The organism is Corallococcus sp. EGB (assembly GCF_019968905.1).
Classification (GTDB): Bacteria; Myxococcota; Myxococcia; order Myxococcales; family Myxococcaceae; genus Corallococcus.
On the sequence record NZ_CP079946.1, the window covers coordinates 4,624,726 to 4,647,237 of the forward strand.

The 22,512-nt window shown below is 71.2% G+C and carries 20 protein-coding genes; 14 read left to right on the forward strand and 6 right to left on the reverse strand.

Going from position 1 to position 22,512, the window contains the following annotated elements:
- Nucleotides 1-8 precede the first annotated feature (8 nt).
- The 4 genes from KYK13_RS19335 (at nucleotide 9) to KYK13_RS19350 (ending at nucleotide 4,330) form a co-directional block, all read left to right on the forward strand.
- Nucleotides 9-1,232, forward strand: coding sequence for a hypothetical protein (locus KYK13_RS19335; protein ID WP_223646300.1), 1,224 nt, complete (start codon nucleotides 9-11; stop codon nucleotides 1,230-1,232).
- 67 nt (nucleotides 1,233-1,299) lie between these two features.
- On the forward strand, nucleotides 1,300-2,445 hold the full coding sequence (locus KYK13_RS19340) for a DUF1015 family protein (protein WP_223646302.1): 1,146 nt from the start codon (nucleotides 1,300-1,302) through the stop codon (nucleotides 2,443-2,445).
- A gap of 11 nt (nucleotides 2,446-2,456) precedes the next feature.
- Complete coding sequence (locus KYK13_RS19345; RefSeq protein ID WP_223646304.1) at nucleotides 2,457-3,251, forward strand: tRNA1(Val) (adenine(37)-N6)-methyltransferase; 795 nt, start codon at nucleotides 2,457-2,459, stop codon at nucleotides 3,249-3,251.
- Between the two features lie 128 nt (nucleotides 3,252-3,379).
- Nucleotides 3,380-4,330, forward strand: a complete 951-nt coding sequence (locus KYK13_RS19350) for a DUF6268 family outer membrane beta-barrel protein (RefSeq protein WP_223646306.1) — start codon at nucleotides 3,380-3,382, stop codon at nucleotides 4,328-4,330.
- Nucleotides 4,331-4,352: 22 nt separating this feature from the next.
- Here the strand turns inward: KYK13_RS19350 and KYK13_RS19355 are convergent, their stop codons facing one another.
- From KYK13_RS19355 to KYK13_RS19370, 4 genes are all read right to left on the reverse strand, one after another.
- Nucleotides 4,353-7,580 carry a fused MFS/spermidine synthase gene (locus KYK13_RS19355; RefSeq protein ID WP_223646308.1) on the reverse strand — a complete coding sequence of 1,076 codons (3,228 nt, stop codon included), beginning with the start codon at nucleotides 7,578-7,580 and terminating at the stop codon, nucleotides 4,353-4,355.
- Between the two features lie 116 nt (nucleotides 7,581-7,696).
- The gene (locus KYK13_RS19360) at nucleotides 7,697-8,818 is read right to left on the reverse strand and encodes a hypothetical protein (RefSeq protein ID WP_223646310.1); all 1,122 of its coding nucleotides are present in this window, start codon (nucleotides 8,816-8,818) and stop codon (nucleotides 7,697-7,699) included.
- Nucleotides 8,819-8,821: 3 nt separating this feature from the next.
- The gene (locus KYK13_RS19365) at nucleotides 8,822-9,661 is read right to left on the reverse strand and encodes an ABC transporter permease (protein ID WP_223646312.1); all 840 of its coding nucleotides are present in this window, start codon (nucleotides 9,659-9,661) and stop codon (nucleotides 8,822-8,824) included.
- Nucleotides 9,658-10,506, reverse strand: a complete 849-nt coding sequence (locus KYK13_RS19370) for an ABC transporter ATP-binding protein (RefSeq protein WP_304504119.1) — start codon at nucleotides 10,504-10,506, stop codon at nucleotides 9,658-9,660. The genes KYK13_RS19365 and KYK13_RS19370 overlap by 4 nt, the downstream gene beginning before the upstream one ends.
- Before the next feature lie 341 nt (nucleotides 10,507-10,847).
- Between KYK13_RS19370 and KYK13_RS19375 the strand changes: the two genes are divergently transcribed.
- The 5 genes from KYK13_RS19375 (at nucleotide 10,848) to KYK13_RS19395 (ending at nucleotide 15,558) form a co-directional block, all read left to right on the forward strand.
- A complete protein-coding gene (locus KYK13_RS19375; RefSeq protein ID WP_223646316.1) occupies nucleotides 10,848-11,057 on the forward strand; it encodes a hypothetical protein in 210 nt (69 codons plus the stop codon).
- Between the two features lie 63 nt (nucleotides 11,058-11,120).
- Nucleotides 11,121-12,089 carry a porphobilinogen synthase gene (gene hemB / locus KYK13_RS19380; protein ID WP_223646318.1) on the forward strand — a complete coding sequence of 323 codons (969 nt, stop codon included), beginning with the start codon at nucleotides 11,121-11,123 and terminating at the stop codon, nucleotides 12,087-12,089.
- A gap of 255 nt (nucleotides 12,090-12,344) precedes the next feature.
- Nucleotides 12,345-12,734 (forward strand): hypothetical protein, encoded by a 390-nt coding sequence (locus KYK13_RS19385; RefSeq protein WP_223646320.1) that lies wholly within the window; start codon nucleotides 12,345-12,347, stop codon nucleotides 12,732-12,734.
- A gap of 23 nt (nucleotides 12,735-12,757) precedes the next feature.
- Nucleotides 12,758-13,375, forward strand: coding sequence for an RDD family protein (locus KYK13_RS19390; RefSeq protein WP_223646663.1), 618 nt, complete (start codon nucleotides 12,758-12,760; stop codon nucleotides 13,373-13,375).
- Nucleotides 13,360-15,558 (forward strand): ATP-grasp domain-containing protein, encoded by a 2,199-nt coding sequence (locus KYK13_RS19395; protein WP_223646322.1) that lies wholly within the window; start codon nucleotides 13,360-13,362, stop codon nucleotides 15,556-15,558. The genes KYK13_RS19390 and KYK13_RS19395 overlap by 16 nt, the downstream gene beginning before the upstream one ends.
- Nucleotides 15,559-15,616: 58 nt before the next feature.
- Here the strand turns inward: KYK13_RS19395 and KYK13_RS19400 are convergent, their stop codons facing one another.
- On the reverse strand, nucleotides 15,617-17,047 hold the full coding sequence (locus tag KYK13_RS19400) for a carotenoid oxygenase family protein (RefSeq protein ID WP_223646324.1): 1,431 nt from the start codon (nucleotides 17,045-17,047) through the stop codon (nucleotides 15,617-15,619).
- Nucleotides 17,048-17,227: 180 nt separating this feature from the next.
- On the opposite strand from KYK13_RS19400, the gene KYK13_RS19405 reads away from it, so the two are divergent.
- From KYK13_RS19405 to KYK13_RS19415, 3 genes are all read left to right on the forward strand, one after another.
- Complete coding sequence (locus KYK13_RS19405) at nucleotides 17,228-17,884, forward strand: TetR/AcrR family transcriptional regulator (RefSeq protein WP_223646326.1); 657 nt, start codon at nucleotides 17,228-17,230, stop codon at nucleotides 17,882-17,884.
- Between the two features lie 65 nt (nucleotides 17,885-17,949).
- Nucleotides 17,950-19,332, forward strand: a complete 1,383-nt coding sequence (locus KYK13_RS19410; RefSeq protein WP_223646665.1) for a P1 family peptidase — start codon at nucleotides 17,950-17,952, stop codon at nucleotides 19,330-19,332.
- Nucleotides 19,333-19,387: 55 nt separating this feature from the next.
- A complete protein-coding gene (locus tag KYK13_RS19415; protein ID WP_014396669.1) occupies nucleotides 19,388-19,510 on the forward strand; it encodes a hypothetical protein in 123 nt (40 codons plus the stop codon).
- 38 nt (nucleotides 19,511-19,548) lie between these two features.
- On the opposite strand, the gene KYK13_RS19420 is transcribed toward KYK13_RS19415, so the two are convergent.
- Entirely contained in the window at nucleotides 19,549-20,061 is a 513-nt protein-coding gene (locus KYK13_RS19420; RefSeq protein ID WP_223646328.1) for a hypothetical protein, read from the reverse strand.
- A gap of 97 nt (nucleotides 20,062-20,158) precedes the next feature.
- Here KYK13_RS19420 and KYK13_RS19425 point away from each other — a divergent pair, with 97 nt between their 5' ends.
- Together KYK13_RS19425 and KYK13_RS19430 are read left to right on the forward strand one after the other, a co-directional pair.
- Nucleotides 20,159-21,304, forward strand: coding sequence for an AI-2E family transporter (locus KYK13_RS19425; protein WP_223646667.1), 1,146 nt, complete (start codon nucleotides 20,159-20,161; stop codon nucleotides 21,302-21,304).
- A 48-nt stretch (nucleotides 21,305-21,352) separates the two neighbouring features.
- Nucleotides 21,353-22,390, forward strand: coding sequence for a hypothetical protein (locus KYK13_RS19430; RefSeq protein ID WP_223646331.1), 1,038 nt, complete (start codon nucleotides 21,353-21,355; stop codon nucleotides 22,388-22,390).
- The last annotated feature ends 122 nt before the right edge of the window (nucleotides 22,391-22,512 follow it).

A 22,512-nucleotide genomic window follows, 5' to 3' on the forward strand; every position in this document is an offset into this window, starting at 1 on the left:
CCCCTCGCGTGTCACTCCGTCGAACCTGGAACCTCCCTGTCACCGTCCTCGCGGTCGCCATGCTGACGTTGCCGGGCCTCGCCCTCGCGCAGGCGGGGGGCACGGGCGTCTATCCAGCGCCGCAGCCGCCGCCTCCGCCCGCGCCGGGCATGTACCCCGCGCCGTCGTCGCAGGCCGAGGCCCCTCAGGAAGAGCCGCAGCCGGTGGCGCCCTCCAACGGCGCGTACGGTCAGCCGTCGGACGTGCCGCCCCCCGCGAGCGACGCGCCGCTCGCGCCTCCAGACCGCCTGCGCACCGAGCCGCAGGCGCCGTTGACGGAGGGCGCGCGGGAGGTGCGCCCGGAGTCCCTCCGCGACGAGACGGCGACGGCCGCCTCGCGCATCCGCCCGCCGCCGGAGGACACCGGCATGTACCTGGACGGCCAGCGCCGCCAGGGGCCGTTCCTGTCCGGCCCCGGCAGCCTGCGCTTCGTGCTGCACCACACGGCCCTGGGCGCGCTGGGCGGCTTCTTCACGCAGGCCTTCTCCAAGGAGTTCAACTTCGACCGCACCTCGCGCGAGACCATGCTCGCGGGCACGCTCATCGGCGCGGGCCTGGGCTTCGGTGCGTCCGCGTGGTGGCAGTTCAACAACTGGGTGGACACGCCCATGGCGAACTTCACCATCCTCAACTCGGGCATCGGCGGGATGTTCCTCGCGGGCTTCATGGACCTCATCACCCAGGACGCGGGCGTGCTCACCTGGTCCGCGTTCCTGGGCGCGGAGCTGGGCGCGTGGCTGACGGCGGGCATCGGCGGCGGGCAGCTGCCGCTCTCGGATGGCCTGCTGGTGGCCTCTGGCGCGGGCTGGGCGGCGGCATACAGCGCGCTGTTCCTCGCCATCGTTCACTTCTCCGGCACGTCCATCTCCGGCAAGACGTGGAAGGACATGTTGCTCATCTCCCCGGGGGTGGGCGCGGGCGTGCTGGCCCTGGCGACCATGCGCTACAACCCCACGGCGTCGCAGATCCTGCGCGCGGACATGTTCGGCGCGGGCGTGGGCGCGGCGGTGCTGCTCATCTCCGGCCTGGTGCTGGGCGGCTTCAACCAGTCCACCCCCTACGTGCTGTCCTTCCTGGGCTCCGCGGGCGCCATCACCACCGTGAGCCTCCTGTGGGAGGAGAGCGTGGACCGCTCCGTCGTGCGCAGCTCGCACGGCGCCAAGGACCGGCCCTACAAGAACGTCTGGTGGTAGACGGCCTGGCCTGCGGGCGGGCAGGCGTGATGGCGCGCGGGGGAGGGCGGCACCACCTTTCCCGGGTATGGCGCGCGTCCTCCCGTTCTCGGCCCTCCTGACCTCGCTGGGCTCCTCCCTGGAGCCCGGGGATGGTCCTCCTCGCGGCAACGCGGCCCCGCTGCCCACGCACGTTCGGCCCCTGCTGGAGGCCGCCAACCCGAGCGCGGAGCTGCGCCGGCTCCGGGACTCGGGCGGGCTGTTGAAGGACGCGCGCCCCGCCCTCTACGTCGTGGAGCTGCACGGCCCTGCGGGCCGCTTCTCTGGCCCCCCGGTGCGCTACCTCCTGTGCGCGCTGACGCCGGACGCGGTGCCGTCGCTGGAGCAGGACCCCTACCGTCCCCGCGCGTGGGAGGTGGAGCCCGCCGTCACCCTGGTGGCGGATGACCACGGCGCCCTTCGCGCCCTGCTGGCGGAGGCCGCCGAGCGCGGCATCTCCGTCTGGAAGGGGCAGTACGACGGCAACCCGGTGTCGCTCCTGCGCATCGAACCGTCCCCGGTGTCCAAGCGCCTGCAGGCCGTGCTGGACGAGGCCCCCATGCGGCCCCTGGCGGCCCTGAGCGAGCAGGGCCAGACGCTGGCGGCGGTGGTGCCCCTGTCCGAGCCCGGCCTGGAGCTCTGTCCCATCCACCGCGCGTTGAAGGGCGTGGAGACCTTCCAGGAGGACACCTTCCTCACCCTGGTGTCCGCCTATGCACGGGTGATGGAGCTGGACGCGCCCCTCACCACGCCCGCGGGGCTGTCCGCGGCGCGCGAGCGGCTGGCCACGCTGGTACCCGGACAGCACGCGGTGCTGCTGGTGCTGCCGGGAGGCCGGGGCCGCATCCTACGCTTCCGTCAGGGACTGGACCTGGCGCACCTGAAGGGCGCGCCGCGAAACCCCACGCTGCGCAGCCTGGACCTGGCGCTGCTCAACACGCTGGTGCTGCGCACGGTGCTGGGCATCCAGGAGCCGGAGGCCTCCGGGCATCCGCAGGTGTTCCCCGTTCAGGGCCTGGAGGCGCTGGTGGCGGGAGTGGAGGCCGGCACGTTCCAGGCGGGCTTCGCGCTCAACCCTCCGCCCGTGTGGGAGGTGCGGGCGGTGATGGAGGCCCAGGCCACGCTGCCCCCGCGCACCCTGCGCGTGGAGCCACGTGTGCCAGCGGGGTTGCTCTTCCTGGATCCAGAAGTCTGACGGCCCGCCCAGTGCGTGCGCTGACCGGCACCGCGCAGGATTGGCCCCGCCGGGTGCGGCTGCGGTTGGAGCCTGGCCCGGGGGAGACGCTCGACGCCATCTGCGGCGGCGACGTGCAGGTGCTCCAGCGCAGGGACGGCTACCGCTTCACGCTGGATCCCGTCCTGCTCGCGCACTTCGCGGTGTTCGAGGCGGGGGCTCACCGGGGGCGGCTGCTCGACCTGGGCACCGGCTGCGGCATCATCCCGCTGGTGCTGGCGCGAAGGCTGGGGCGCGCGGACATCACCGCGCTGGAACTGCAGCCGGGCCTGTTCTCCCTGGCCGAGCGCAACGTGTACTTGAACCGCTGCGAGGGCGCGGTGACGCTGGTGCAGGGCGACCTGCGGCACGTGGCGGACACGTTTCCCGCGAGCAGCTTCGGCCACGTGCTGTGCAATCCGCCCTACCGCGCCCGCACCGCGGGCCAGAGCAACCTGTCCCGGGAGAAGGCGCTCGCGCGGCACGAGATTGCCTGCGAGCTGCCGGACGTGGTGCGCGCGGCGGCGTACCTGCTGGTGCCTCGCGGCGGGCTGTGCATGGTGTACCCGGCGTCGCGCTTCAGTGAACTGGTGTCGGTGCTGCGCACGCTTCAACTGGAGCCGCGCACGGTGCGCATGGTGCACCCGCGCGCGGACCGGCCCGCGAAGCTGGTGCTGCTGCACGCGGTGAAGAACGGCCGGGCGGACCTCACCGTGCTGCCGCCGCTCGTGGTCCACGCGGACTCGGACGCGGCCTTCACGGATGAGGTCAACGCCATGGTGGGCTGACACACCCATGCCCATTTCGCTTCACCCCGAGTGGGGCGGGGCGGGGTAGACTCCCCGGCTTCGGGGCCGGGACCGGCCGCCCCGCGTTGCGAAGGCAGGGTGTGATGCGCGTGGACGACCGCCTCGTCGTGCGACGGCGACTCCTGGCCCCGGTCCTGGCCTGGTGCGCCGTGGCGGTGCTGCTGCTGGGCACCCCGGCCGGAGCCCAGACGCAGGCGGACCGGCTCTACCTGAGCTACGGCATCTCCGGAGGAGGCTCGCTGGAGGCGGGCGGCGGGGTCCACGTCAAGGAGCGCCGGACGCTGGAGCTGCGCGTGCCGCTGCCGCCGCTCGTCCTGGGGCGCACGTACCTGTTGCCGTCGGTGGGCTACGAGACGCGGTGGATTGGCGCGGACGTGCCCGATGCCGGGCCGGACTCGGTGGAACGGCAGTTCCACCGCATCCAATTGGGGCTCACGGCCGTCCGTCCGGTGGCGCCGCGCTGGTTGCTGGTGGGCGGCGTGACGGCCAGCACCCGCACGGACTTCCAGTCCTCCTTCGACCTCACGCTGGACACGTCGTGGGTGGCGTTCGCGATGGCCCGCTACCAGTTCGAGGACTCGCCGGGGCTTGGGCTGACGTTCGGGCTGGTCGCGCTGTGGCCCTTCGACAAGCTGCCGGTGGTGCCCATGCTGAGCCTGACCTACAACCAGGGCCCGTACATCCTGGAGGTGGGCCTGCCCCGGCTCACGCTGCTGCGCAGGCTGGGCGACTCGGTGGAATTGGGGCTGGTGGGGGCGCTGGACATGCAGGTGCTCCGCACCCGCTTCGAACCCGAGCTGCAGGCGATGGGCGCCAGCTACCTGCGCGAGACGCAGGTGCGCGTGGGGCCCACCGTCAACGTCCACCTGGGCCGCGACCTGTGGCTGAGCTCGTCGGTGGGCCTGTCGTTGATCAACGACTACGCGCTGCTGGACCGCGAGCGCAACAGCCTGGAGGTCCCCGGGCTGGACATGGGGCCCGCGCCGTATGGCCGCGTCGTCCTCGGCTGGCGGCCCCGTCCCCCGGCGAGGGCGAAGAGCGCGCGCCCGGCGCCCTGAAGCGCCGGGCCGGGTGGCGGGTCTACTGGCCCGCCGGTGCGGTCGTGGTCGGCGGCGACTTCTGCTCCGGCGTTCCGTGCGGGGATGCTCCTTCCGCTTCGACGTCTTCCAGGAAGGGGGCGGGCACCTGGGCCAGGAAGCGCTCCAGGTCCTCGCGTGCCGCTCCTGCCCGCGCGTCACCCCACTGGGCATAGCACTCGGCGCGCGCCAACAGCAGGGAGCGGTTCCAGGGGACGTGCGGCTCCAAGGGGGCGAGGCCCTCCGCGCACATCTTCATGCCTCCCGCTGCGACCGCGAGCTTCGCGCGGATCAACTTCCGATGGGCGGTGGCAACGCTGGCCGCGAAGGGCTGATCGAGTGCTGTATAGAGCCGTCGGGCCAGCTCCGGTGAACGCACGCCCAGCCGGAGCGAGGAGTCGAGGGCCGCCTCGATGAGCGGCCCCACCGGCCACGGATCCTCCCGCAGCCGCGCGAACGCGCGTTCCAGGGTCGCGGCCGCCGCGGCGTCCTGCCGCTGTGCCTCCAGGTACAGGGCCTCCAGCATGTCCGCCTCCGTCGGGAGGCTTTCCCCCAGGGATCGCAAGGCCGCGGGCGCCTCCGGGTGGCCGGTCATCACCAGGGCGCGAGCCAGCGTGTATTGCTCTCGCGGGCCGCGGGGCACCTGTTTCAGGTGCTGCCACTGTGACAGCACCGCGGCGTCCTGGCCCGCCAGCGCGGCGCTGACGAAGCCCTTGTAGGCGCCGACCTGCTCGGACATGGGGCCGGGGGCGTTGTACCCCAGCCACACGCGCAGCTCCTCCACGCGGTTCCAGTCCGGGGTGCCACCCGTGAACGCCAGCCGGTCCGCCCCGAGCCGCCGCGCAGCGCTGCGCAGGTCCAGTGTGGAGAAGAAGGCGGTCCGGCCCAGGCTTCGCGCGAAGGCGAACTCCATGGAGGACAGGTCGTCCGTGTTGATCATGTTCGCGCCGTCCTCCGCCGCCCGCTTCGCCAGCGCCGCGGTCGCGACGAAGTGCGCCAGCACGCCCTCCACTTCATCCGTCCGCCACACGGAGCGCAGCGCGGAGCGGTAGGGCTCCTGGGAGATGCGGCGGCGCATGGCCTGCAGGTCGTACGTCGGCGGCTGCATGGAGGCGACAAGCAGCAGGTCTCCGCTCAGCGTCTGCCAGGTCTCCACGGCCGTGAACTCCGAGGACAGCGTGGCATAGGCGCTCTGGACGGTGAGGGCGTCCACCTCATAGGCCTGGAGCCATTGCAGGAACAGCCCCCCTTCGGCCAGCCGCTGCTTCGCCGCCTGGTAGAACTCGCGCGTAAAGAGGCTGGAGATGCCGGCCCGGTACGGGTTGGAGGGCTCGGAGAAGATGATGTCGTAGCGCTGGGGGGTGGTGAGCAGAACCTCTCGCGCGTCGCCGAAGGAGGTGTGCACCTTCGGGTTGTTCATCACGTCCCCGTTCACCGCGTGGCAGCGGCGAGCGACCTCCAGGATGGCGGGTTCAATCTCCACCACGTCCACGCGCTCCATGTCCGGCACCTTGCCCAGCCAGCCCGCGGTGCTGCCCGTGCCCAGGCCGATGACGAGAGATGTGCGCGGCGCCGGGTGCAGCAGCGCGCCGACGAGCCCCGACATGACCTGGGTGGGAGCGTCGCCAATGGAGTTGCCGTCCACCTTGCCGTTGACGATGAAGCTGAGGCCGTCGTCATCCGCGAGCGCGACGCTGCTCTCCACGCCTTCGTGTTCCCAGGTGACGCCGGCGCGACGGGCGCGTTGGAACCGGTCGATGTCCTGGGCGTCGGGCTCGTGCAACCCAGAGCGGCCTGCGCCCACTCCGGAGTGGCGCCATACGGCCGTGGGCCCCTGCGCGGCGAGCAGCACCACGGCGAGAACAGTGGCCAGCACCGGCGCCACGAGCGCGCCCCGCTGGCGCTCCCGCTGGAAGGAGAGGATGGAGGCGCCCAGCCCCAGCGCGGCGAGGATGCCCGCCACGGCCTGCCACGTCACCGGCGCAGTCAGCAGCGGAAGCACCCCGAAGCCGCCCGCGAGCGAGCCCACGATGGACCCGCCCGTGTTCCACGCGTACACCTGCCCCACCTGCTGGCCCGCGTCCTGCCGGCCGCGCCCGATGAGCGCCAGGAGCAGCGGGAACTGCACGCCGGACACGAAAGCAGCGGGCAGCACCACGATGGAGGTGATGAACGTCCAACCCATCGCCATGCCGGCCAGGCCCAGGCCTCCCAGCGGGCGCAGCAGCACGGCGAGGATGGCCAGCCGGTCCCCCAGCGCGAACGGCACGGCCATCAGCACGGCCTCCGCGGCGCAGGTGAGCGCGAAGCCTTGCAGCGTGGCGGGGCGCTGGCGGAAGAAGACGGCATACGCGGCGCCGCCCAGCCCGATGCCCAGGAGCGCCAGGGCGAGGATGAGGCCGAAGGTGAAGGTGGTGCCGCCCAGCAGCGGCCCGAGCATCCGGTACCAGACCAGCTCCATCAGCAGGAACGCGAAGCCCACCACGGCGGCGGCCACGAGCACGAAGCCCCGGGGCGGCAGCGTGCCCACGTCGGCCACGGGGGCAGCGGGCGTCACGGGAGCGGCGGCGACGGGTTCGGCGGGGGTGGCGGTGGCGGCCGGAGCGGCGGACTCCAGGGAGCGGCTCACGGAGCGCGCGGTGATGGCCACGAGCGCGTTGAGCAGACACGCGGACCAGAGCGTGGTGCGGTTGCCCAGCACCTCCAGCAGGAGGAACGTGGACGCCGCCGCGCCCGTCACTGCGCCCAGCGTGTTGACGCCGTAGAGCAGCGCGAGGTCGCGGCGGTGCGGATCCTCATCCGACAGCACCGCGCGCGCGGCGGCCGGCAGCGTGCCGCCCATGAGCACCGTGGGCACCGCGAGCACCAGCAGCGACAGCACCAGCCGCACGACGGTGCCCAGCCCCAGTCCCATCACCGGCGTGCCGCCCAGGGCGATGTAGATGGCGCGCACCGCCTCCACGAGGAAGGGGCTCAGCGCGGCGCTCGCGGCGATGAGCAGCTCCAGGTTCGCGTAGAAGGCCAGCGGCTTCGCCTGCCGGTCCGCCCGCGCGCCCAGGAGCGCGCTGCCCAGCCCCAGCCCCGCCATGAAGATGGCGAGCACGGCGGCCGACGCGGCGGTCGAAGCGCCGAAGATGAGGCGGAACTCCCGCACCCACACCGTCTGGTAGATCAGCGCGCAAAGCCCCGAACCGAAGAGGAGGGGAGCCACCCTCACCACGCGTGCGTTCATCGGACCCTCGAGGAGCCCACGCCCGGCCTTCCCGGCGGGTCGGGGATCCCTGTCGGGGACGCAGTATTCCGTACGAAGTGTCCGGCTGAAAACAGCGAAGGCGGCCCGCCTGCTCCCTAGGGGGAGGCCTTCGCGCGCTCGGCGGCCTGGCGCTCCTCACGGCACCAGGCCAGCTCCTGCTGGAGGGTGGCGAGCGGCACCGCCAGCTCCAGCTTGAAGGACGTGCCGTCAGGCCGGACCTTGGCGAAGTCCAGGAGCTGCGCCAGGTCCTCCTTGCCGTCCGCCTGCGCCTTCATGCGCGCCATGGACAGCGCGCCGCCCAGGGACTTGCCCAGGTCCGCCATCTTCTCCGCGTCCATGCCCGTCACGTTGGCCACCATGGCCACGTCGCCGCTGGTGTCCAGGTGCAGCTCCACGTTCTGGGCCACGTCCTTCAGCCGCTGCGCCAACTCCCCCTGATCTGGCCCCATCAGCTTCACCAGGGTCTCCACCGCCAGCACGCCGTACATCTCCCCATAGGTGCTGTTCTCGTCCAGGAGCGGCGGCCCGTCCTCCGCCCCGCGCCCCTCCATGCGGTCCAGCACCGTCTTCACGGTGTCCGGCGACGAGCCGAACACCAGCATCTGGTTGTTCCAGGTGCCCACCGCGGCGTCCATGCGTCCGCGCTGCGTGCCGCCGTCCGCCAGGGCGAAGGTCGTGTCGCCGCCCTCGTACACCCGCGCGCCCGGGCCGTGGTCGGACGACACGCGCTCGCCCAGGAGCTCCTGGTACTTCGCCTTGCTGAAGTCGCCGGAGAGGATGACGCCCTCGTCGGTGATGACCAGCCGGTCCAGGTCCTGGAGCGGATCCACGCCGCTCAGCGCCTTGAACTGCTCCAGGTTCTTGCCGCCGTCGCGCAAGAGGCAGTCCATGAGCAGCTCCCCCACGGGCGAGTAGCGCAGGGCGTTCGCCTCGATGACCACCGCCGTGTGGCCCGGGCCCCGGGGCAGTGCCGCGAGCAGCGGATCCCTCGGCTTCACGGGCGCGGCCACGCCCGCGTCCACCCCCGCGGGCATCACCCACGTGCGCCGCTTCTCCGCGCGCGCCACGTCCGTGCCGCGCATGCGCCGGGGGAAGTCCACGTCCTTCTCCGGGGCCGGCGGTGCGTCCCCCTGGCCCGTGAACATCAGGAGCGCGGCTCCGGCGAACAACAACACGGCCCCCAAGAGCCACACCCTCCTGCGCCCGCGCGAATCCATGGTTCAGCAGTCCTTTCCCTCGAAGTGCCAGAAGCCCACGGAGAGCGCTCCCAGCGCGAACACCAGCACGCCGCCCAGCAGCATGCCCAACGAACCCTTCTCCAGCGGCGTGGAGCTGGCCAGGTCCGCCGCGCGGGACGCCAGCGCGGACAGCCGGGGCAGCACCAGCGTCACCGCGTCGAACGCCGCGCGCCCGAAGCCGGACTCCAGATAGCGGGAGATGTCCTGGCGAAAGCCCGCGAGGATGCCGCCCACCAGCAGCACGAAGCCCGCCGCGGAGCACAAGGCCGCGCTGCGCACCAGCGTCGCCGTGGTGAGCATCACCGCGTACACGGCCGCGAAGCCCACGCAGGCCAGCCCGCCGGCGATGAGCGGCCCCACCGTCCAGTACCCCGCCTTCACCCCGAAGATGAGCGTCAGCCCGCCCGCGGCGTACACCGTGCCGCCCACGGCCAGCGTCATCACGCCCAGGAACGTGCCGGCCAGCAGGTGCCAGCGCTGGAGGGGCAGGGCGAGCAGGTGCTCGATGCGCCCGGGCGACAAGAGCCCCGGCGCGAAGTCCGAGCACGCCACGATGCCGAAGAGGATTCCGCCGTAGAACACCAGGTACGCCGCCGCGCGGTAGATGGGCCGCAGCGCCACGTCCACGGACATGATGTTGGAGCGCATCACCTCGCCGAACAGGCGCGTCGCCGCGAGCGCTCCGTCCACGACCTCCAGCTTGAGGCTGAGCGCCACGGTGGCCAGCACCAGCGTGAGCCCCACCATGAAGGCCAGGATGAACTTGCGCGACGCCGCCTCGCGCAGCACGTAGCCCGCGATGACGAAGACGGGGCTCTTCATGCCGCCACTCCCGGCTGGCCGACGGCGCCCACGAGCACCGCCTCCAGGTCCGCCCCCTCACGCTTGAGCTCCGTGAGCAGCGCGCCCCGGGCCCGCGCCTTGTCCAGCGCCGCGTTGAGCACCGCCACGTCCGCCGCGTCCACCGTGTACACGCCTTCCTCGCGGCCACCGCCGGCGGGCATGAAGCCCTCGGACGTCAATGCCGCCGCGTCCGCGCCCGGGGCGAAGCGCACGCGCCAGCGGGCCCCGGCCTTCGCCAGTTCCTCCAGCCGTCCCTCGCGCAGCACGCGCCCGTCCGCGAGGATGGCCACACGGTCACACACGCGCTCCGTCTCCGCCAGCAGGTGGGAGTTGAGGAACAGCGTCACGCCCTTCTGGACCTCCTCCTGGAGGATGCGGCGCACCTCCAGCCGGCCCATGGGGTCGATGCCGTCCGTGGGCTCATCCAGGACGAGCAGCGCCGGGTCCCCCAACAGCGCCGCCGCCAGCCCCAGCCGCTGCCGCATGCCCTTGGAGTATCCGCCGATGCGCCGGTCCACCGCGTCCGCCAGGCCCACTCGCTCCAACAGCCGCGCCTGCGCGGCCGCGTCTGGCTTCAGCCCCTTGAGCCGGGCCACGGTGGCCAGGAACGCGGGGGACTTCCACGTGCCCGGCAGGTGCAGCCGCTCCGGCAGGTAGCCGATGCGCGCGCGGATGGCGGGATCCTCGGGTGAGCCGCCCAGCACGCGCACCGTGCCCGAGGTGGGCCGCACGATGCCGAGCACGCTCTTGATGAAGGTCGTCTTGCCCGCGCCATTGGGGCCAATCAGCCCGAACGCGCTGCCCGCCGGGACGTGGAGGTCCATGCCCCGGAGGGCTTCATGGCCGCCGCGTCCGAACGGTCGGCGATACGTCTTTCGCAGGCCCTGCACTTCAAGGGCGGGAGGTGAAGTCGTCACGGTCGCGACTGTAGACGACCCGGCGGGGCGATGATTGCACCCGCGGCCGCGTTCGCCCGTTCGCGCCGCTGGGAAGGGCGTTGCGCACCCGGAGCGCGCGTGGCGCGACGCGACACCTCGTCATTCCCGCGTGTTGCACTCCTGTGAGTTCCAACGGGAGGGCTGGTCCAGCGTCTGCAATGCCTGTCCACGACCCGCGGCACGCTGGACTCCACCCGCCGCGGGCACACCACACAGGAGACATGGGCATGACGTGGGCAGACGGGACCGAGCAGCAGCTTCAGGACGCGCGCCGTGAGCTGGAGGCGGCGGAGCGGGAGCTGATCACCGGGACCGAGGCGGCGCGGGTGCGCTACGCCCGGGCGTTGTACGAGGCGGACCTGGCCGGGCGGCGGGCCGACCGCATGGCTCGCGATTCTCGCCGCCATCAGGCGACCTGGCGCCCCGTCGCCGGCTGAGCAGGCGGATTCAGGGTTCGGAAGGGGTGAAGCGCGGGGCGCGGCGGTTTATACCGGCGACCCATGGCCCACCCCGTCCACCGTCCCCGCAGGCTGCGCCGCTCGGCGGCGCTCCGTGACATGGTGAGAGAGACGCGCCTCTCGCCCACGGACTTCATCTATCCGCTGTTCGTCGTGGAGGGACGGGACGTGCGCCGTCCCATCGCCTCCATGCCGGGGGTCTTCAACTTCTCGCTGGAGCACGCGGTGAAGGAGGCGAAGCTCGCGAAGTCGCTGGGCGTGCCCTCCGTCATCCTCTTCGGCATCCCGGACCACAAGGACGCGCAGGGCACCCAGGCGTACGCGAAGGACGGCATCGTCCAGCGCGCCATCCGCGAAATCAAGGCCGCGGAGCCGGACCTCCAGGTCATCGCGGACGTGTGCCTGTGCGAGTACACCGACCACGGCCACTGCGGCGTGCTGGACGGCCAGCACGTGGCCAATGACGCCACGCTGCCCCTGCTCGCCCAGATGGCGGTCACCTGCGCGCAGGCGGGCGCGGACATCATCGCGCCGTCGGACATGATGGACGGCCGCATCGGCGCCATCCGCAAGGCGCTGGACGAGGTGAAGCACCAGGACACGCCCATCATGGCGTACTCGGCGAAGTACGCCTCCGGCTTCTACGGTCCCTTCCGGGAAGCCGCGCAGAGCACGCCGCAGTTCGGCGACCGGCGCGGCTACCAGATGGACCCCGGCAACGTGCGCGAGGCCCTCCGCGAGACGGCGCTGGACGTGGAGGAGGGCGCGGACTTCATCATGGTGAAGCCGGCGCTGTCGTACCTGGACGTCATCCGCGCGCTTCGCGAGAACTTCGACCTGCCGCTCGCCGCCTACAACGTCTCCGGCGAGTACGCGATGCTCAAGGCCGCCGGGCAGAACGGCTGGGTGGACTACGAGCGCGTGATGATGGAGGTCCTCACGTCCATCAAGCGCGCGGGCGCCGACCTGGTCATCACCTACCACGCCCTGGAAGCGGCCAAGCTCCTGTAGGCGACACCCCGGGCGTGCGTGTTCGGCGGAAGGCTTGATCGCTTCCGCCGCTTGCGCCCAAATGGTCCCCACACGATGCCCACCCAGAAGAAGCGGCCCGGACGCAGAACCGAGAAGCCTCCGCCACGACGTGGCGCCACGTCGGACTCCCAGGCTCGGAAGGCCCGGACGACCCGCAAGGGCCCGGCGCCGCGCTCCGGACGGAACCAGCGCCCCGGGAAGGGACAGGCCCCCGTCATCCGTGAGCCAGGGCCGTTGCAGTACAAAGTGGTGGAGCTGTCCACGGTGGACGAGGGCGCGCTGGAGCGCACCTTGAACGAGTGGACGGGCAAGGGCTGGAACCTGGACGGCGTCCAGTTCGCGATGCGCGAGTCCTCCAAGCGTCCGGCCATGGCGTTCGTCTTCTTCACCCGGGAGGGCGAGGCCGCCCGGCACGACGAGGACGACGCGCGGCAGCGGCTCTTGCGCATGTCGGAGGGCGGAAGCCCCACGGCCCGGCTCGCGGCGGAAGCCGCGGGAGAGCACGCGCAGACGGTGGTGCCCTTCGTCCACCCGCTGTCCGCGCACGAGCGGCTGGCGAAGCTGGCGGGGCTGGATGAACCGGAGCCCACCGAAGAGGGGCTCACGCTGGAGCCCGAGGAGTGAGCACCTCCCCCGAACGCAGCCTCATGGCTGAAGGGCGGACCACGGGTCGCGTGCTGCGGCTGGTGCAGGAGGACGTGGAGCCGGACTCCCCGTACCCGAAGGCATCGCTGCTTTTGCGCCTGGGCGCGCGCGTGGTGGACTGCGCGGTGGCCTGGGGCCTGTACGTGGTGTGCGGAGCCGCGGGCGCGGTGGTGGCGCTGCTGTTCCTCTTGCTCGCGGACGGGATGCTCCAGGGGCAGAGCGTGGGCAAGCGCATCTTCGGCGTGAAGGTGATGCACCTGCCCACGCGCTCCGCGGCGCGGCACCGCGACAGCACGCTTCGCAACGCGCCGCTCGCGCTGGTGGTGCTGCTGGGGATGATGCCCGCGCCGCACGGCGTGGTGGCCGCCCTGGCGGGCTTCGTGGTGATTGGCGGCGTGGAGGCGTGGCGCGTGCTGCGCGACCCGCTGGGCCTGCGCCTGGGGGACACCTGGGCGCAGACGCAGGTGGTGGACGGGAAGGTTGTGGCGGACGCGACGGTTGCAGCCCGCACGCCGGTGGCCGCGACGCGCGCACCCGGCCGGTTGATGTCCGCGGCCAAGGTGCGCCGCGGAAAGGCATTCAGGAAAGTGAGACGGGGCAAGCCATGCGCATCGCGCTGACCTACAACCTGCGGCTGTCGGACTCGGAAGAAGAGGCGGAGTTCGACACGCAGGAGACGGTGAACACGCTGGCGGGAGCCATCGAGCGGCTGGGCCACCGCCTGGAGCGCTTCGAGGTGAGCGGCCCCGCGTCGCGCACCGTCGCGCGCCTGGAGGCGTACAGCCCGGACCTCATCTTCAACACGGCGGAGGGCCGCCGCGGCCGCTTCCGTGAGGCCTTCTACCCTGCGCTCTTCGACGAGCTGGGCTTCGCGTACACGGGCTCGGACGCGTACGCGCTGGCGCTCACCTTGGACAAGCAGCTCACCAAGATGATCCTCTCCAAGCACGGCATCCGCACGCCGGGCTGGCAGTACGTGGAGAAGCTCAACGAGCTGCAGCCGGAGAACCTGCGCTTCCCCGTCATCGTGAAGCCCAACTTCGAGGGCTCCTCCAAGGGCATCACCCAGGACTCCATCGCGGAGACGCTGGAGCAGGTGAAGGAGAAGGTGGCGAAGGCGCTGGAGAAGTACCCGGCGGGCGTGCTGGTGGAGGAGTACATCAGCGGGCGCGACCTCACGGTGCCGTTCCTGGCCGCGGTGGACAACGACTACGACGGCGTGCTCGCGCCGGTGGAGTACGTCATCGACCCGGAGGTGTCCCAGGGCCGCAAGTACGCCATCTACGACTACGAGCTGAAGACGCGCCGGGAGAAGTCCGTGTCCGTGCGCGCGCCGGCGAACATCCCGGCGAAGATGTCCGAGGACATCCGCAAGACGGCGCAGAAGATCCTCCAGGTGCTGGACTGCCGCGACCTGGGCCGGCTGGACTTCCGCGTGTCCGACGCGGGCGTGCCGTACTTCCTGGAGATCAACGCGCTGCCCAGCCTGGAGCCGGGCGCGGGCATCTACGCCGCGGCGGAGCTGGAAGGGCTGCACCTGGATGGCGTCATCAACTCCATCATCCAGAGCGCGGGCAAGCGCCACAAGATCCGCGACTCCAAGAGCCGCCAGGGCAAGCCCGCGCGCAAGACCGGCCCGCTGCGCGTGGGCTTCAGCTTCAACGTGAAGCGCGTGAAGCCCAGCGCCACGGCGGAGATCGTTCAGGAGGACAGCGAGGCCGAGTACGACTCGCCCAACACCCTCCAGGCCATCCGCGAGGCGATTGCGTCGTGGGGCCACGAGGTCATCGACCTGGAGGCCACGGCGGAGCTGCCCACGGTGCTCTCCAGCACGCCGTTGGACATCGTCTTCAACATCGCGGAGGGCTTCAAGGGCCGCAACCGCGAGAGCCAGGTGCCCGCGATGCTGGAGCTCCTGGACATCCCGTACACGGGCTCGGATCCGGCGACGCTGTCCATCGCGTTGGACAAGGCGCTGGCGAAGAAGATCGTCCGTCAGGCGGGCATCCTCACGCCCAACTTCCAGCTGATGGTCACGGGCAAGGAGCGCCTCAACAAGGAGTTCACCAGCTTCCCGCTCATCGTGAAGCCGGTGGCGGAGGGCAGCTCCAAGGGCGTCGTCACCAAGAGCGTTTGCAACTCCGAGGCGGAGCTGCGCGACGTGGTGCGGGAGATCGCCGGCAAGTACCAGCAGCCCGCGCTGATTGAGGAGTACATCGGCGGGCGCGAGTTCACGGTGGGCCTGCTCGGCGAGCGGCGTCCGCGCGTGCTGCCGCCCATGGAGATCGTCTTCCTGGACAAGGCGGAGAAGAACCCCGTCTACAGCTTCCAGCACAAGCTGGATTGGACGGACCGCATCCGCTACGACGCGCCCGCGAAGATTGAACCGGCGCTCCTGGAGAAGCTGCGCACGGCGGCGCGCAACTCGTTCATGGCGCTGGGGTGCCGCGACGTGGCGCGCATCGACTTCCGCATGGATGACAAGGGGCGCATCTACTTCATCGAGTGCAACCCGCTGCCCGGCCTCACGCCCGGCTGGAGCGACCTGGTGCTCATCGCCCAGGGCGCGGGCATGGACTACCGGACGCTGATTGGCGAGATCATGGCGCCCGCCATCCGTCGCTACAAGGAGCGCGAGGCGCGCCGGGCCCAGACGGAGAACCCGGCCGGGGCCCACGCGCCGCCCCTCAACAAGGTCGTGCAGCGGATTGAGGAGCAGACCGCCCAGGCCGCCGCCACCGCCGCCGCGACGGCCGCTCCCCAGGAGCCGACGCCTCCGCCTCGTCCGGAGCTCAAGTCCTGAGCCACCGCTGACGCTCCGGCGGGGAAGGGGACGGTGCCCGAAAGGCGCCGTCCCTTTTTCATTTTGCGGGCGCGAAGCCGCCATGGAACGTGGGCGGCAGCGCGTGGTCGAAGTGGCAGCGCGCCACCGGCCCGTCCTCCATCCGGCGCGCGTCCAGCACGGCGATATGGGACGTGTCCGTCTTCACGTCGAACACCTGCGTGAGCACCCAGCCGTCGTCCTCGGCGCTGGCGCCGGGGCGGGGGACGAAGACGGGCTCGGAGGGGTAGGTGCCTTCCCCCAGCTCTGCTGTCGTCATGCGGCCCGTGGCCATCTCCACGCGCGCCACGCCGTCGAAGAGGCCGCGCCGGGCCTCGTCGCTGCGGTGCGTGCCCACGTAGACCGTCTGGTTCGCGCGGTTCACGACGCCGGGGGCCACGCGGGGGAACTCGCAGCTTGCGTCCAGCCGCTGCTCGGTGCGGAAGGTGCGTGCCTTCAGGTCCACCACCGCCCGGTGCAGCATGCCCTTCGCGTCCAGGGACGTGGGGCCGTGCACCAACTCTCCCAGCCACTGGTTCGTCGTGAAGTCGGGGTAGCGCACGTAGTCCACCACCAGCGTGTCGCCCTGCTCGTACGCGTTGCCGAAGTGCCACATGTAGAAGGCCTCCGTGGCGATGCGAATCGGGTGCGCCACGTCGTCGATGGGCACCACCAGCACCTCCGCGCCCGCCTCCGGCCGCCACCGCAGGTTCTCCGAGAACGAGCCCACGCGCAGCAGCATGCGGAAGAGGTTGAGGCGCAGCGGTGACAGGAAGAAGACGAGGTAGCGGTCCGTGGCGATGAAGTCATGCACCATCGTCGCGCCCGGCAGCGTCACCGCGCCCAGCCGCTGCGCCTTGCCGCCGTCCGGAAGCGCATAGAGGTTCGCCAGCGTCTCCCGGCCGTAGCTGATGCCGAAGTTGTAGGACGCCTTGCGCGACGGCACGCGGTGCGGGTGCGCGGAGAACGTCTCCACCACCGTGCCGTCGAAGTCCGTCTCGCCCAGCGTGGACAGGTCGTCCTGCGACACCTCCACCGGCACGCTGCCTTCGAAGAGGGCGTAGAGCTTGCCGTTCCACGCCATCACGGACGTGTTCGCGGAGTTCTTGCGCACGTTGCGCAGCTTGTGCAGCAGCGGCGTGGGCGTGCCGTACCCGCCGTAGCGCTGCGAGGACGCCTCGCGCTCCGCCACCATGGTGGGCGTGTCCAACAGCCGCGACGCGCCCGTCATCCCGTCCGCGCCGAAGCGCACGCCCAGCATCCCGCCGTCCCCGTCGAACCAGTGCTGGTACTGGCGGCCGTGCACGTCGAACGTCCACGGCCCCACCCGGTACAGCGAGCCCCGCAGCCCTTCCGGCACCTGGCCCTCCACTCGCAGCCGCTCGAACCCGTGCTGGCGGGGAAGCGCGCGGAAGGCCCGCAGCCAGCCCGGCGCGGAGGTGGACATCGTCTGCTTCATCGCGGTCGTCATGACGGCTTCCTCTCCGTGTGCGGCGTCACGGCGCGGGAGCCCCCCGCGCCGCCCATCTTATAGACACTGTAAACATCTCATGTTTCCAGTGTCAACATTGATGTTGACGCTGGCAACTTCGCGCGGCGGAAGGGTAGGTTCCGCGTGCGGTGCTGGACACTTGAGGGAAAGGCACGGACGGTGGCGACGAAGGGCAAGCGGAAGCAGGAGGAGGCCCCGGCCGACCGGGAGCGCTACCACCACGGGGACCTGCGGCAGGCGCTGGTGGACGCGGCGGTGGGGCTCATCGCCGAGGAGGGCTTCAGCGCGCTGACGCTGCGGGAGGTGGCCCGGCGGGCCGGTGTCACCCACGCGGCGCCCTACCGGCACTTCGCGGACAAGGAGGCGCTCTTGGAGGCGGTGGCGCACGAGGGCTTCCGCGCCATGGCCCGCGAGATGCGCGAGCGCATGGCCCCCCACGCCAGTCCCCTGGAGCGGCTGCACGAGGCGGGCGTGGCCTACGTGCTGTTCGCCGTGCGCCACCCGCCGCACTTCCGGGTGATGTTCGGGCCGCACTTCACCCGGCCGCGCTCACCGCCGCAGATGGTGGAGGGGGAGGCGGACGCCTTCAGGCTGCTGGTGGACACCATCGAGGCCGGACAGGCGGCGGGCCTCCTGCGCGCGGGGGAGTCGCGGCCCCTCACGCTCACCGCGTGGTCACTCGTGCACGGGCTCGCCTCGCTGTTCGTGGACCGGCAACTGGACGAGTCGCTCCGGGGCGTGGAGGCCGCGGAGGCGCTCGCCCGCGTGCAGACGCGGCTGCTCGTGGAGGGACTCAAGGTGCCGCCGCGCGGCTGAGCCCGTGTGACAGTTGGTAGGGAACCGGGGTTGACGGTCGGGGATTGTCGGGTACGGTCGCCGCCATGGTGCGGATACCGGAAGAGAGTGGGCCGAGGGTCCGGGCGCGGGAGCTGGGGCTGCCGCTGGGGCGCTTCAAGCCGGGGAAGTACAACGCCATCACCGACGTGGAAGGCGTGCTGGTGGGGCACACCACGATCATCGAAGGCTCCGGGCCCTTACGGCCCGGCTTCGGTCCGGTGCGCACGGGCGTCACGGCCATCCTGCCCAACCTGGGCAACATCTTCATGGAACGCATGAGCGGAGGCGGCTTCGTGCTCAACGGCGCGGGCGAGGTCTCCGGCATGACGCAGCTCATGGAGTGGGGCCTCATCGAAACGCCCATCCTCCTCACCAACACCATGGCCGTGGGCGCCGTGTCCGACGGCGTGGCCAACTACCTCGTCCAGCGCTACCCGGGCATCGGCGACGAGCACGACGTCATCATCCCCGTGGTGGGCGAGTGCGACGACTCGTGGCTCAACGACATCTCCGGCCGCCACGTGCGCCAGGAGCACGTCTTCGCCGCCATCAACAACGCGAAGTCCGGCCCGGTGCAGGAGGGCAACGTCGGCGGCGGCACCGGCATGGTGACGTGCGACTTCAAGGGCGGCATCGGCACGTCGTCGCGCAAGCTGCCGGAGGTGCTGGGCGGCTACACGCTGGGCGTGCTCGTCATGTCCAACTTCGGGAAGATGCACAACCTGCGCGTGGGCGGCCTGCCGGTGGGCGAGGTGCTGGTGGAGAAGTTCAAGAACACCCCCCACCGCGGCAAGTCCTATGGCTCCATCATCGCCGTGGTCGCCACGGACGCGCCCCTCTTGAGCCATCAGATCAACCGCCTCTGCAAGCGCGTGGGCCTGGGCATCGGCCGGGTGGGCAGCTACGCGGCGCACGGCTCCGGCGAAATCGTGGTGGGCTTCTCCACCGCGAACATCATCCCCAGGCGCACCCAGAAGATGGTCTACAAGATGAAGATCCTCCTGGATCAGCGCCTGGACCCTCTCTACGAGGCGGTGATGGAGTGCACGGAGGAGGCCATCCTCAACGCCATGTGCATGGCGGAGCCCATGACGGGGGTGAACGACAACTACTCCCCGGCGCTGCCCCTGGACGAGGTGCGCCGCTTCGTGGACGCCTGCCGCCCCATCTTCGCCTCGGTGAAGAAGCGCCCCCACCAGACGAGCGTGCCGGCCTCCAGGGAGCGCCCCAGCGACGAGGACCGCGAGGGCGACGTGACGCTGGGCAGCGCCCTGCCCACCCAGGTGCGCAGCGCGGAGGGCATTCCCTTCCCGACCCGTCCGGCCCCCAATGAGCCCCCGCCGGACGGGGCGCCAGGGCCCGCGCCGGAAGAGCCCGCGGCGCCTGCCCCGGAGGACCCCGAGGGTTCCTCTTCCGGGAGCCCGTAGGCTTCTGATAGGTAAGCCCCCCTTTGCTCCATTCCGGAGACCAGGAGCCACCCACATGGCCAACAGCAAGAGCAAGCACCGCCGCGTGCAGATGAAGATCCGCCAGCACTGGAAGAAGCGGATCAAGAAGCAGAAGGAAGCCGCCAAGGCCGCCGCCGCCGAAGGCAAGAAGAAGTAGTTCTTCCGCCCCTGGCGCCGCTCCCGGCGGCCCTGGCTTCACTGCCGGGTCGCCGTGAATTGGCGCGTCACGATGCATCCCAGGGTGCTGCTGCCCTGGTTGCGCGAGAAGTCACCGCTGAAGGTCCCGGACAGGCTTCCGCCGTCGTCGGGGCCCGCGGTGAAGATCGCGTTGACGCTGAAGAAGGTGTTCACCCCGCCGTCGCTGCTGGGCAGCGGCCCGCCGTTCAGGACCACCGCGCCGGACGCGTGCACCCGGCCCGTCAGCTCCACCCCCGTCAGTGTGCCCGTGAGGACGCCGCCGCCGTCGGCGCGCTGGATGGACAGCCGCTCGCCGTCGGCTATGAGCTGCACGTCCAGGTTCGCGCACTCGGGGGGCACGCCCGCGTCGTCCTGGAAGAAGAGCGGGTAGGTGCCCTCCACGGGCGCGCAGGTGTCCCCGCAGTCCAGGGGCCCTCCTCCATGACAGGCGGCGGGAGCGAGCATCAGGAAGGTGCCGGACAGCACGACCGTGGCGACGGCCGACAGGGGAGCGAAACGTCCAGAAGTCATGGATGGCTCTTGGGTGAGGGAGGGACGGGCTTCCGGGCGGGAAATGCCGTTCCTACGTTGCGTGCAGCAGGTCTGGGGACGGGGTGGGGCGGTGACGGTGGGCGACTCGAAGCGGTGGTCCAATTTCATCTTCGCGGGGCTGTTCGCGCTCGCGCTGATTCTTTTTTCACGCATCTTGCTGCCGTTCCTGATGCCGGTGCTGCTGGGCGGCTTCCTGGTCGTCCTGTTCATGCCCATCCAGGACTCCTTGGACCGGCGGCTCCAGGGCCGCAAGTCCTTGACGGCGGGACTGTCCACCCTCGCGGTGTTCCTGCTCATCCTGGCTCCGCTGGCGCTGGTGGGCTGGATGGTGGTCCGCGAGGTGCTCCAGTTCGTGGGCCAGGCGCAGGACCTGTTGGATCAGGTGGACCTGCGTCACCACTTCCTCAACAGCCTGCCCCGGGGCATCGCCCGCTACGTGCGCTTCGATCCGGAGAGCTCGGAGACGGAGCGCCTGCTGATGACGGCGGTGTCAGGCGGCGCGGGGCTGCTCGCGGACCTGGTGGGGGCCGGCACGGAGCTGGTCGTCAACATGTTCCTGATGACGGTGGCCATGTACTACTTCTTCCTGGACGGCCGTCGCCTGGTGGGGGAGGTGGCGCGGCTCATCCCGCTGGAGCGCCGCTACTTCGACGCCTTCTCCCACGAGTTCACGGACGTCGCGTACGCCATCATCTACGGCAACACCGTCACCGCGCTGGTGCAGGGAGCGGTGGGCTTCGTGGGGCTGCTCATCGCGGGCGTGCCGCACGCCGGGGTGTGGGGCGCGGCCATGGTGCTGGTGGCGCTGGTGCCGGTGGGCGGCACCGCGCTGGTGTGGGGGCCCATTGGCGTGGCGCTCATCGCGGGGAGCCGGTGGAGCGAGGGCGTGTTCCTGCTCGCGTGGGGCACGTTCCTGGTGGGCACCATCGACAACGTCATCCGCCCGCGGCTGTGCGGCTCGCGCATGGCGCTGCACCCGCTGCTCGTCTTCCTGTCCATGTTCGGCGGGCTGGCGGTGTTCGGGATGATGGGCCTGCTGGTGGGGCCGCTCATCGCTTCCATCTTCATGGCCATGGTGCGCATCTACCGGCGTGACTTCCTGGGTCGTGCGCAGGAGCCGCAGCCGGCTCCCGTGGGGGCCCAGGAGCCCTCGCCTTCGCTCACTCCACAGCCCGCGCCAGTGTCCTCCACGGCGAGCGTGGGTCACGTGATGAACGCCTGATCTCCGAGTCTGGACTTCGCCCCGGCGCTGGGTGAACCTGACCCGCGCATGACGACCACCCGAAGCGCGAGGGTCCCCTCGGGCCTGTTGTGGACGCTGGCCCTCGCTGGAGCCCTGGCGGCTCCGGCCGCGGCGGCCTCCGACGCCCTGACGCCGTCGGCCTTCCACGGCACGCGGGAGTCCCCCGCATGGCTGTCGCTGCGGCTGGGCGCCGCGCCGTCGCGCGATGCGCATGGGAAGACGGCGCTGGAGGTGGGCGCGCCCACCTGGGTGCGGCTCAACCTGTCCCTCACCGCGACGTGGCGCCGCTACTGCGCGCGGCCCGGCGTGGACAGCTGTGGCGCGTACGACCGGTTGCCGGAGGAGGATCAGCTCGGGGACACGGTGGACTTCTCCTCGTCCTATCCGTACCTCGGGCTGGCGCTGGAGGCGGAGGTGCTGCCCCTGGCGCGCGAGCCCCAGTCGGTGTTGCGCGGGCTGGGGCTCAAGCTGGGCGTGCAGCGGGGCTTCTCCAGCTCCGATGTGACGCTCACCGGGGATGGGGGCAAGACGCCGGTGCGCGAGGTGTCCGCCACCGACACGGCCTTCACCGCGCAGGCGATGTACCGGTACTACTTCCGCTTCGGCACGACGCGGCCGCAGCAGGGCTACGTGGGCGCGCGCGCGGGCATCCAGACGCGCGCGTTCGACGTGGAGGAGTCCACGGACAACCCATTGACCGGCACGCACCGCGTGTTCCCGTCCGTGGCGCTGGACCTGACCGTGCCGCTGTTCAGCTCCGTGCGCCTGGACGCGTCGGGAGGGCTCCTGTTCTCGCCCAAGCCGGGGCACTCGCCGGACGCGGACGGGGGCCGGCGCGCGCAGGAGGTCACCGACTACGGCACGTCCGTGTCCAGCTTCGGCTGGACCGCGGAGCTGGGCGTCACCGGGGACATCTGGGGGCCGTTCGGCTACGACGTGGCCTGGAGGCTGGCGCACTTCCGCGACACCTTCTCCGGAGCCGGCACGCGCACCGGGTGGAACAACGGCGGTGTGGCCGAGGAGACGTACTCCAGCCTCCACGTGGGGCTGATCGCGACGTACTGACATTGGCGTTGTCGGGCGTGGGACACCTCCCCGGAGCACGGGTGTCGGGACCCCGGTGCGATGCCTACCCCTTGCCTCCACGGTCTGCTGCGGCCGTGGGCCAAGGAGGATGATTCTCGGTG

What these genes read in the sequence shown, in the direction of transcription:
- KYK13_RS19340 (WP_223646302.1), top strand. Translation starts at nt 1,300, where the DNA reads ATGGCGCGCGTCCTCCCGTTCTCGGCCCTCCTGACCTCGCTGGGCTCC.
- KYK13_RS19355 (WP_223646308.1), bottom strand. Translation starts at nt 7,580, where the DNA reads ATGAACGCACGCGTGGTGAGGGTGGCTCCCCTCCTCTTCGGTTCGGGG.
- KYK13_RS19360 (WP_223646310.1), bottom strand. Translation starts at nt 8,818, where the DNA reads ATGGATTCGCGCGGGCGCAGGAGGGTGTGGCTCTTGGGGGCCGTGTTG.
- KYK13_RS19365 (WP_223646312.1), bottom strand. Translation starts at nt 9,661, where the DNA reads ATGAAGAGCCCCGTCTTCGTCATCGCGGGCTACGTGCTGCGCGAGGCG.
- KYK13_RS19370 (WP_304504119.1), bottom strand. Translation starts at nt 10,506, where the DNA reads ATGGACCTCCACGTCCCGGCGGGCAGCGCGTTCGGGCTGATTGGCCCC.
- KYK13_RS19375 (WP_223646316.1), top strand. Translation starts at nt 10,848, where the DNA reads ATGACGTGGGCAGACGGGACCGAGCAGCAGCTTCAGGACGCGCGCCGT.
- hemB (WP_223646318.1), top strand. Translation starts at nt 11,121, where the DNA reads ATGGCCCACCCCGTCCACCGTCCCCGCAGGCTGCGCCGCTCGGCGGCG.
- KYK13_RS19390 (WP_223646663.1), top strand. Translation starts at nt 12,758, where the DNA reads ATGGCTGAAGGGCGGACCACGGGTCGCGTGCTGCGGCTGGTGCAGGAG.
- KYK13_RS19395 (WP_223646322.1), top strand. Translation starts at nt 13,360, where the DNA reads ATGCGCATCGCGCTGACCTACAACCTGCGGCTGTCGGACTCGGAAGAA.
- KYK13_RS19400 (WP_223646324.1), bottom strand. Translation starts at nt 17,047, where the DNA reads ATGACGACCGCGATGAAGCAGACGATGTCCACCTCCGCGCCGGGCTGG.
- KYK13_RS19410 (WP_223646665.1), top strand. Translation starts at nt 17,950, where the DNA reads ATGGTGCGGATACCGGAAGAGAGTGGGCCGAGGGTCCGGGCGCGGGAG.
- KYK13_RS19415 (WP_014396669.1), top strand. Translation starts at nt 19,388, where the DNA reads ATGGCCAACAGCAAGAGCAAGCACCGCCGCGTGCAGATGAAGATCCGC.
- KYK13_RS19420 (WP_223646328.1), bottom strand. Translation starts at nt 20,061, where the DNA reads ATGACTTCTGGACGTTTCGCTCCCCTGTCGGCCGTCGCCACGGTCGTG.
- KYK13_RS19430 (WP_223646331.1), top strand. Translation starts at nt 21,353, where the DNA reads ATGACGACCACCCGAAGCGCGAGGGTCCCCTCGGGCCTGTTGTGGACG.